This window comes from Roseovarius sp. 10 (assembly GCF_033100315.1).
Classification (GTDB): domain Bacteria; phylum Pseudomonadota; class Alphaproteobacteria; order Rhodobacterales; family Rhodobacteraceae; genus M30B80.
Map to the genome: position 1 here is coordinate 25,728 of NZ_JAWLVH010000006.1, position 9,074 is coordinate 34,801.

General features: G+C 56.2%; 11 protein-coding genes, 1 tRNA gene and 1 pseudogene. 3 read left to right on the forward strand and 10 right to left on the reverse strand.

Annotated elements, in window-relative coordinates:
• Positions 1–86: 86 nt before the first annotated feature.
• The 7 genes and pseudogenes from RYZ18_RS13730 to ttcA all read right to left on the reverse strand — a co-directional run bounded on the left by RYZ18_RS13730 (position 87) and on the right by ttcA (position 5,838).
• Positions 87–218, reverse strand: coding sequence for a hypothetical protein (locus RYZ18_RS13730; RefSeq protein ID WP_317657441.1), 132 nt, complete (start codon positions 216–218; stop codon positions 87–89).
• Positions 219–289: 71 nt separating this feature from the next.
• Positions 290–613, reverse strand: coding sequence for a hypothetical protein (locus tag RYZ18_RS13735; RefSeq protein ID WP_317657442.1), 324 nt, complete (start codon positions 611–613; stop codon positions 290–292).
• A 41-nt stretch (positions 614–654) separates the two neighbouring features.
• Positions 655–1,577, reverse strand: a pseudogene (gene argB, locus RYZ18_RS13740) (acetylglutamate kinase).
• 90 nt (positions 1,578–1,667) lie between these two features.
• Positions 1,668–2,324, reverse strand: a complete 657-nt coding sequence (gene yihA, locus RYZ18_RS13745) for a ribosome biogenesis GTP-binding protein YihA/YsxC (protein WP_317657443.1) — start codon at positions 2,322–2,324, stop codon at positions 1,668–1,670.
• Positions 2,321–3,067 (reverse strand): MOSC domain-containing protein, encoded by a 747-nt coding sequence (locus RYZ18_RS13750; protein WP_317657444.1) that lies wholly within the window; start codon positions 3,065–3,067, stop codon positions 2,321–2,323. Before RYZ18_RS13750 ends, yihA begins: the two co-directional genes overlap by 4 nt.
• Positions 3,064–4,887, reverse strand: coding sequence for a membrane protein insertase YidC (gene yidC / locus RYZ18_RS13755; protein WP_317657445.1), 1,824 nt, complete (start codon positions 4,885–4,887; stop codon positions 3,064–3,066). The genes RYZ18_RS13750 and yidC overlap by 4 nt, the downstream gene beginning before the upstream one ends.
• A 105-nt stretch (positions 4,888–4,992) precedes the next feature.
• On the reverse strand, positions 4,993–5,838 hold the full coding sequence (gene ttcA, locus RYZ18_RS13760) for a tRNA 2-thiocytidine(32) synthetase TtcA (RefSeq protein ID WP_317657451.1): 846 nt from the start codon (positions 5,836–5,838) through the stop codon (positions 4,993–4,995).
• Between the two features lie 129 nt (positions 5,839–5,967).
• Between ttcA and RYZ18_RS13765 the strand changes: the two genes are divergently transcribed.
• Positions 5,968–6,492: a DUF3833 domain-containing protein gene (locus RYZ18_RS13765; RefSeq protein ID WP_317657446.1), complete on the forward strand. Its 525-nt coding sequence runs from the start codon at positions 5,968–5,970 to the stop codon at positions 6,490–6,492.
• Here RYZ18_RS13765 and yidD read toward each other — a convergent pair.
• The 3 genes from yidD to rpmH all read right to left on the reverse strand — a co-directional run bounded on the left by yidD (position 6,474) and on the right by rpmH (position 7,315).
• The gene (gene yidD, locus RYZ18_RS13770) at positions 6,474–6,722 is read right to left on the reverse strand and encodes a membrane protein insertion efficiency factor YidD (protein ID WP_317657447.1); all 249 of its coding nucleotides are present in this window, start codon (positions 6,720–6,722) and stop codon (positions 6,474–6,476) included. The two genes, RYZ18_RS13765 and yidD, sit on opposite strands and share 19 nt — an antisense overlap.
• Complete coding sequence (rnpA, locus tag RYZ18_RS13775; RefSeq protein WP_317657448.1) at positions 6,723–7,082, reverse strand: ribonuclease P protein component; 360 nt, start codon at positions 7,080–7,082, stop codon at positions 6,723–6,725.
• Between the two features lie 95 nt (positions 7,083–7,177).
• The gene (gene rpmH / locus RYZ18_RS13780) at positions 7,178–7,315 is read right to left on the reverse strand and encodes a 50S ribosomal protein L34 (protein ID WP_317657449.1); all 138 of its coding nucleotides are present in this window, start codon (positions 7,313–7,315) and stop codon (positions 7,178–7,180) included.
• 243 nt (positions 7,316–7,558) lie between these two features.
• On the opposite strand from rpmH, the gene RYZ18_RS13785 reads away from it, so the two are divergent.
• Both RYZ18_RS13785 and RYZ18_RS13790 read left to right on the forward strand, forming a co-directional pair.
• Positions 7,559–8,950: a HAMP domain-containing sensor histidine kinase gene (locus tag RYZ18_RS13785; RefSeq protein ID WP_317657450.1), complete on the forward strand. Its 1,392-nt coding sequence runs from the start codon at positions 7,559–7,561 to the stop codon at positions 8,948–8,950.
• A gap of 47 nt (positions 8,951–8,997) precedes the next feature.
• Positions 8,998–9,074: transfer RNA gene (locus RYZ18_RS13790), tRNA-Arg, on the forward strand.

Consider the following 9,074-nt stretch of genomic DNA (forward strand, 5'->3'; position numbering starts at 1 on the left):
CTCAACGCGTCCAAAGTTTTGTGAGATCGGGCAGGCGCGCCGCGCCCTGCAGCCCTTGGTCATGCAATCTGCCCCCGCCATTGTGTTCAGATGGTCGTGGCATCGGATCGTATCATAGCCCGATCCGTCAAAGGCTGCGACAGGGCATGCGCTGCGGCAGGGTTGGTGCGTGCAGCTGTCGCATGGGCGGTCTTGGGCAGGCGCTTGAGGCATTGCATAGGGCAAGCCAAGTGCGCCGCGAAAGGAAACAAACAATCCCGATTGCGCATGGATGAGCAACCTTATTGGGCTAGGCCATACCGCACCTGTCGCCAAAGCCCATTGGTAAAATGGTGCATAGGGTGGGCCACCAAAGGGAAAATAGGCTTCCCCCCCCAATCTCGCGGGCCCAGTCACCGATGACCCGCGCAGACCAGCGATCCATCGGGTCAGGGGCGCCATCACGATATTCGGAGCTGTCTTCAAACGCAGACCAAAAGCGAGGCTCATCTGGCCCCAAAAGCACCACGGTTTTTACCTCAGGGCCTAGGCCGTGACTGTCCTCTGGGGCAAAATGCCCCAAAATGCGAAGGTGCCGCGCATGCGCGCCTTGTGAAAGGTCGGTTAGGTTCATTCTTTAGCCTGCGCTGATTGCTCTGCGCTGCGCAAGCGAAACTAAGCGCGGATGATTGATCCTGCCCCGTGATCCGTGAACAATTCCAAAAGGCAGGCATTGGGCGCGCGCCCGTCCAAAATAACGGCGGCGCGCACGCCTGCGCGCACGGCTGACAGGGCCGTTTCGGTTTTGGGGATCATTCCGCCTGCGATGACCCCGCTTTCGGTCATGGCCTCAACATCGGCGGCGCTCAATTCGGTTNGCCTGCGATGACCCCGCTTTCGGTCATGGCCTCAACATCGGCGGCGCTCAATTCGGTTACCACTTCGCCATCGGCATTTTTGACGCCCGACACATCAGTCAAAAGCAGCAGGCGATCTGCCTTCAGGGCGGCGGCAATAGCCCCCGCTGCCGTGTCGCCATTGATATTATAGCTGTGACCATCACGATCTGCACCAATGGGGGCAATCACAGGGATCATCTCGGCCTCAAAGAGTTGCCGGAGAAGGGTCGTGTCTACCTCGCTGGGTTCGCCGACAAAGCCAAGTTCGGGGTCGGCCATTGTGCAGGTGATCATCGAGGCATCTTTGCCCGACAGACCAACTGCGCGCCCGCCTTCGGCGTTGATCGCCTGCACGATCCGCTTATTGACCTGACCCGATAGAACCATTTCCACAACATCCATCGTGGCGGCATCCGTGACCCGCTTGCCGCGCGTGAAGGTGGAAGTCACGCCAAGCTTTTCAAGCATCTCATTGATCATTGGCCCGCCGCCATGCACCACCACAGGGTTCACCCCAACAGTGCGCATCAGCATCACATCGCGCGCGAATGAGGCCATCCCCTCATCCGATCCCATCGCATGACCGCCCAATTTGATCACCACTATCGCCCCGTGATAGCGCTGCAAGTAAGGCAGGGCTTCGTTCAAGGTGCGGGCGGTCGAGAGAAAATCACGCATTTTGGCTGTCTGCTTCTTCATCTTTGGCGTTCCAAACTGATCCCGCGCCATATTGGGCGCGCTCGATTACTTCCATAAGGCAGGAAGGCTTGGCTGTGAAGGTGGCTGTTCTCAAGCAAGCCCTGCGATCAAGGCCCGAAGGTTTTCAATACCCCAACCTTTTTCTGACGAGGTCATCAAGAGCTCGGGATAGGCGGCAGGGTGTTTTGACAGCGCCTTGCGCACTTGGGCCAAAATCTTATCGCGTTCAGCTTCTTTTACCTTGTCGGCTTTGGTCATCACGACCTGAAAGGTCACAGCTGATTGATCAAGCAGGGTCATGATCTCGTCATCAACCGCCTTGATCCCATGCCGTGTGTCGATAAGCACGAAAGCGCGGCGCAATGAGACGCGGCCTGACAGATAGGCTTTGAGCAATTTCTGCCATTTCTCGACCACCGCAACAGGCGCTTCTGCATAGCCATAGCCCGGCAAGTCGACCACATAATGGCTCTCGCCAAGTGTGAAGAAGTTGATCTCTTGTGTCCGTCCGGGTGTGTTTGAGGCCCGTGCCAAGTTTTTACGCCCAGTCAGCGCATTGATCAGCGAAGATTTCCCAACATTCGAGCGCCCAGCAAAGCATATTTCAAGCCGATCTGCTGGGGGCAGGCCATCCATGGCAACAACGCCTTTGACAAAATCTGCACCGCGCGCAAACAGCAGCCGCCCCTTCTCAAGGCTGATCTCATCGGCATCTTCGGCCAGCGGGAAAGGCAGGGCTGCACTCACCAGATAATCTCCACTTTATCCCCTTGGGCGATATGCCCCGCTTGGGTGGTTTCAGCGTATACGCCAAATTCGCTGTGATCCCAACCGCTTTGCAATATTTGCAGAGTTGGCACATCCCTTACCCCTGTGTCAGGATTTGCTTCAGTTGCACGACAACGGGTTATTGGTTCTACGATTTTTAGGCGGGCCTCGCCAATCACGAGGGTCGCCCCAATCAGGTCAAGCTCTTCCCAAGGGGCTAGACCCTCAAGCCAAAGATTCCCACGAAAGCGGCGCGGATCCAGTGGCATATCGGCCCGCGCCTCTAAGGCGCGCAGTGAGGCAAGATTTAGAATTGAGATCGAGGCAAAATTCGCATCGGTCATGCCTGATTTAGGCGCTGTGACCACCGCCATCGGGGCGGGTCGTTCGGGCGGATAAATTGCCCCTAGCCATGCAATCAAATCGCTGTGGTCGCCTTTTGGGTCGAATATGTGATCGGGCAAATCAGGGTGCGACAGGCGGATTGTGCCATTGTCCAAACAGCAAGCCGTGATGGCCATAAGCTGAGGGGCCTTTGCGCCGCGCAGGAAATTTCGGCAGGGCTGCCATTGCCCCTGCAAGGGGTCAGCCCCCGCTTCAATAACCGCATAGGCGCGATCAAGCGGCAAAGCGCAATCGGGGGCCATAAAGGCCCCCGAAATACGTTCTGCGCCAATACCCTTAATCGGGTGTCGCCATATTTGGTCGAGTGTGATGCTCACTTAGCGTTCTTTGCGCCGCCGCGTTTGAAACTTGCGCGGATATTGCCAAACAGATCGGGCTTATACCCTTGGTGACGCATGATCGTGTATTGCTGCGCAAAGGTCAGGGTGTTGTTCACGATCCAGTAAATCAACAAGCCTGTCGCGAAATGGCCCAACATGAACATAAAGATAAAGGGCAGCCACGCGAAAATCGCGGCCTGTGTTGGGTCAGTGGGCGCTGGATTCAGCTTTTGCTGCAACCACATCGAGATGCCCAAAAGGATGGGCAGAACCCCGATAAAGACCAGCGCAAGCATCGTGCCTGGCTCTGGCGCTGGCCATGGGAACAGGCCGAACAGGTTGAAGATCGAGGTTGTGTCAGGTGCTGACAGATCCCGAATCCAGCCAAAGAACGGTGCGTGGCGCAATTCTAGCGTCACGAAAATCACCTTATAGAGCGAGAAGAAAATCGGGATTTGCAGCAAAATCGGCAAGCAGCCCGAAGCGGGGTTCACCTTGTTCTTCTTATACAGCTCCATCATGCCTTTTTGCATGGCTTCGCGGTCATCACCTGCGCGCTCTTTCAGCTTCTCCATCTCTGGTTGAAGCTCTTTCATCCGCGCCATGGAGGCATAGGATTTATAGGCAAGCGGGAATAAGACAGCCTTGACGATGAAGGTCAGGGCGATAATCGCAAGACCCATATTGCCAATCATCACATTCAGATTGTGCAGCAGCCAGAACATCGGCTTGGTGATGAAATAGAACCAACCCCAGTCAATCGAGTCGAGAAAGCGATCAATCCCGCCTGCGTCCTGATAGTTGCGGATGGTTTCCCATTCCTTCGCCCCTGCAAAGAGCATGGTGGTGACTTCGGCCGTTGCCCCAGCAGCAACATCAACTGCGGGCATCCGCGCTTCTGTTTGATAGATGTCCGCCCCCGCCACGTGGCGCGTTGCGGCCACAAAGGGCTGACCCGCGCCGGGGATCAAGGTGGTCATCCAATATTTATCGGTAAAACCGATCCAGCCGTTTTCGGCAACATCCACCAATTCTGCCGCCGCGCCTTCGCTGGGCATGACATCGAATTCGGTGACTTTTTCATAACCGATCTCGTCCAAAGTGCCGTCTGCTTTACGAACAACACCTTCGTGAAGGATGAAGAAATTCTGCAAATCTGCGGGTAGGCCGTGGCGGGCCACGATACCGTAAGGGGCCAAGCGCACAGGCGCGCCCGTGGTGTTGCGCACAGATTGCGTCACAGAGAAAATGAAATTCTCATCGACTGAGATCACGCGATTGAAAATCAGGCCGTTGCCATTATCCCATTCAAGGGTAACGGGGGTCGTGGTCGTTAGGGTTTCGCCCTCGACCAAACGCCATTCGCTGTTGGGGCCAGGCACTTGGTCAAAATCAAGCGCGCCGCCGGGCGCCCATCCATAAAGGGCGTAATAGGCATTCGGGCCGCCAACTGGCGATAGAAGGCGCACGATATTTGCGTCTTCATCAATCGTTTCACGGTAGTTTTTCAGGGATAGGTCATCAATCCGCCCGCCCAAGAGTGAGATTGAGCCGAGCAATTCATCGGTTTCAATCGCCACGCGTGCCGAGGAGGATAAAGCCACGGCGCGTGTTTCTTCCGCACCGATCAGAACGGGGTCGCTTGACCCTGCGCTCGGCGGCAGAATGGCATCTGCGGGCGCGGTCGTATCGGATGCGACTGCCGCGTCCGTTTGCGTTACCTGTGGGTCTTCAGGGGGAAACAGAAGAAACCACACCAAAATGACGAGAAAGCTCAAGGCCGTGGCCAGGATCAGGTTCTTGTTCTGATCTTCCATGATCGCGCTATGCCCTATGATTTATTGACAGTCGGGTTCAATAGGCTAGCGGCGCAAAGGTCAAGGGGTTTGCGCCGAATATCGCGAGAACTGCGCCAATCTGGCCTAGTCTTGTCCCGTATTTTCGGCACGCCGCGTCAGGCCGATGAAATCAAATAATTCAGGGTCAAGCAGATGCGATGGGCGCGCATTCATTAAGGCCGAGAAAATCTTTTGCCGCCGCCCAGGTGCGCGGGCTTCCCACTCATCCAAGAGGCGTTTGATGGCTTGGCGTTGTAGCCCGTCTTGCGATCCGCACAGATCACAGGGAATGATGGGATAGTTCATCGCGCGGGCGAAGGTTTCACAATCCGCTTCGCTGACATGGGCCAGCGGACGATAGACAAAAAGATCCCCTTCATCATTCAAAAGCTTGGGTGGCATTGAGGCCAGTTTGCCGCCGTGAAACAGATTGAGGAAAAATGTTTCCAGAATGTCATCGCGGTGGTGGCCCAAAACAACGGCTGAACACCCTTCTTCGCGGGCAATGCGATATAAGTTGCCACGGCGCAATCGTGAACACAGCGCGCAATAGGTGCGGCCTTGCGGCACTTTATCCATCACAATTGAATAGGTGTCTTGATATTCAATCCGATGCGGCACGCCCATCTTTGTGAGAAACTCTGGCAATACCGTTGCAGGAAATCCAGGTTGGCCCTGATCTAAGTTGCAGGCCAAAATCTCTACGGGCAGCACGCCGCGCCACTGCAATTCGGTCAAGGCTGCCAAAAGCGTGTAACTGTCTTTGCCACCCGACAGACAGACCAACCATTTCGCGCCGCGCTCGATCATCCCGTAGCGGTCAATCGCCTCGCGAGTTTCACGGATGATCCGCTTGCGCAGTTTTTTAAATTCGGTGCTTGAGGGCGCGCCGTGAAAGAGCGGGTGGATATCCTCTGCATCGTCCAACATGGTGCGGCCTTCATCTTCACGCGGTTTTGATGTGCCTGCCATAGGCGAGGCAAGGCAGAAACGTCAAGTAAACTTGCTTTCTGCTCGTTTGCGCTAGCTTCGAAAATAGGCAGAAAAGGACGGGGCATCATGAAAAAATTGGCATTGGCGGCGCTTTTGATGTTGGCGGCCTGCACGGGCAAACCTGCGCTTGATGATCCAAATCTCAGCACCCGCGCCTTGAACCTAGAAGAATTTTTTCAAGGTGATCTTGTGGCCTATGGTCAGTTTCAGGATGTCTTGGGCGAGGTGCGCCGCCGCTTCGAGGTGAAGATCAACGGGACATGGGATGGAGAAACCCTGCGTTTGGTCGAAGATTTCGTTTATGAGGATGGCAGCACCGAACAGCGTATTTGGCTCTTGGAAAAGCTGGATGAACAACGATGGCAAGGAACGGCTGACGGGGTGATCGGCATCGCAACGGGCGAGGAGCGTGGAGATGTCTTTAATTGGGCCTACACGATTGACCTGCCAGTGGGGCAAGGTGAAACCCTGCGGGTCAGCTTTGATGACTGGATGTGGCTCTTGAGTGATGACCGATTGCTCAACCGTGCCTATATGAAGCGCTTTGGCGTGACCATCGGCGAGGTCATCATTTATTTCGAACGGGTTTGATCTCCGCCCTTGGGTGGCACTGGGTCGTAACCTGATCCGCCAAGAGGGTGGCAGCGTCCAATGCGGCGCAGCAAAAGATAGCTGCCTTTGATCGGCCCATGTCGCTCAAGCGCCTCAAGCGCATAGGCGCTGCAGGTTGGCTGATAGCGGCAGTTAAACCCTACCCATGGGCTGAAAATCAGCCGATAAGCCCGAATGGGCAAAGATAAGATCCATGCCAATATGCGCATCTACGCCCCCCGCTTTCGCGGCGCGTGGATGCGGGATAAGGCTGCGGCCAACTCTACCTGCATTTGCGCAAAAGGATGCAACAAGGTGACTTCGGGACGGCCCACCAACACATAGTCCCACCCCGCTTGCCCATGCAGGGCCAGTGTGTCGCGCGCAATTTCACGCAAGCGGCGCTTTGCGCGGTTACGCGCCACCGCATTGCCGATCTTTTTAGAGCAGGTATAGCCAACGCGGATCACCTTTGGATCCACGCCCTCAGCCGCATCGCGCTTGCGCGCCTGAAGCAAGAAGGCAGGCGCAGGCGCACGGGCCGCTTTGGCAGCCCGTAAGAAATCGGCACGTTTGCGCAAGGTTTCCATGATCCAAGCCCGATTTGGCGTTCAAATGCAAAAAGCCCCTGACGAAATCTCGGCAGGGGCGCGTTGAGGGTTGCCCCTCAAAGCCTGAGAAACGCTTATGCGCTCAGAGATTTGCGGCCACGCGCGCGGCGCGCGTTCAAAACCTTGCGGCCTGCTTTGGTCGCCATGCGTGCGCGGAAGCCATGACGGCGCTTGCGCACGAGGTTTGAAGGCTGAAAAGTCCGTTTTGACATCGGCTTGCTCCAGTTTGCTGGTCGGCGCGCGCCTACGCGCGCAAGTCACACGACCAAAAGAATCCGTATAAGGCCTGCGGCATACGCAAAGCAAAGCGGCGTGTCAATAAATGCGCGCGGTAAAATGCAACCTAACTCAAGTTTATTGTGATGGGCATAGAATCGCGCAACATATGCGCGGGGCGTTACAATTCCACAATAAAACAACTATCTATGTGGCTGAGGGTATGCGGGGAAGGTTTCGTGTTTAACACACTCTCGGGACGATTTTTGATTTTGACCCTGTGCTTCGTAATGTTGGCAGAGGTTTTGATCTTCGTGCCATCGGTGGCCCGATTCCGTGAGGATTATCTTTTGTTGCGCCTTGAGAGGGCGCAAATTGCGTCACTGGCCCTTTTGGCGAATGATGGGATGGTTGATCCTGCGCTTGAGGATGAATTGCTGCGCAATGCAGATGTTTTAAACGTTGTGTTGCGGCGGGACGCGGTGCGGGAACTGGTGCTCGCTGCGCCGCAAATCCCACCTGTGGCCACCACCTATGATCTGCGCAATCCTCCATCCTTGGGTTTGATCCGCGATGCCATGATGCAGCTTTGGGATCAAACGGATCGCACAATCCGCGTGATTGGCGCGCCTGTGCGCGATGCGGGCCTTGAGATCGAGGTGACCATGCACAGCGCCCCCTTACGCGCCGCGATGGTCGAGTTTGGCCTGCGGATCCTTGCCCTGTCGGCGGTGATTTCTGCTTTCACGGCGGCGCTTTTATTTTTCTCTGTGCGGTATTTCCTTGTGACACCGATGAACCGCGTGGTCGGGCAGGTGCGCGCCTATGCGGATGCACCCGAAGATGCCCGCCGCATCATAACGCCAAGCGCGGGCTTGCATGAGTTGCGGGATGCCGAGGTCGCTTTGAACAAGATGCAGACCCAATTGACCGCCGCCCTGAAGCAGAAGGATCATCTTGCGCAGATGGGTGCGGCTGTGGCCAAAATCAGCCATGATTTGCGAAATATCCTGACCACAGCCAGTCTGATGGCAGATCGTTTGGAGGGCAGCGATGATCCTGCCGTGCAGCGCACCGCACCAAAGTTGCTGCAATCTTTGTCACGGGCGGTCAATCTTTGCGAAGGCACCTTGGCCTTTGGCCGTGCGCAAGAGCCACCACCTGCCTTGGCGCGGGTGGATGCCGCGGGGCTGCTGCGCGATGTGGTGGAAAGTGAAACGTTGGGGCCAGATGCAGAGGCGATTGAATTCGATGTCTCTGTTGAAACAGGTTTGACCCTGCGCTGTGATGCTGAACAGATTTTCCGCGTGTTGAGTAACCTTATCCGTAACGCAAGGCAGGCCATTGCAGCACAAGGGGGCGCAGGCGTGATCCGTATCTCGGCTCAAGCTGCGCCAAAGGAAGACGGGTGGGAAATTCGTATTCGCGACACGGGGCCGGGACTGCCAGAAAAGGCGCTAGAACATTTGTTCAAACCTTTCCAAGGCGGCGCGCGCAAAGGTGGCTCGGGTCTAGGACTTGCCATAGCGGCGGAATTGGTGCGCGGGCATGGGGGCGCGCTGACTTTAGAATGCAGTACCTCTGAGGGCACTGAATTTAGAATTTGGCTGCCCTCGCAACCTTTGGGGTGAATTCGCCCTTGCGCTGCGGTGACATGGGCGTTAAGAGCCACCTCCACGCGCTGGTAGCTCAGTTGGATAGAGTACTTGACTACGAATCAAGGGGTCGGGGGTTCGAATCCTCCCCAGCGCGCCA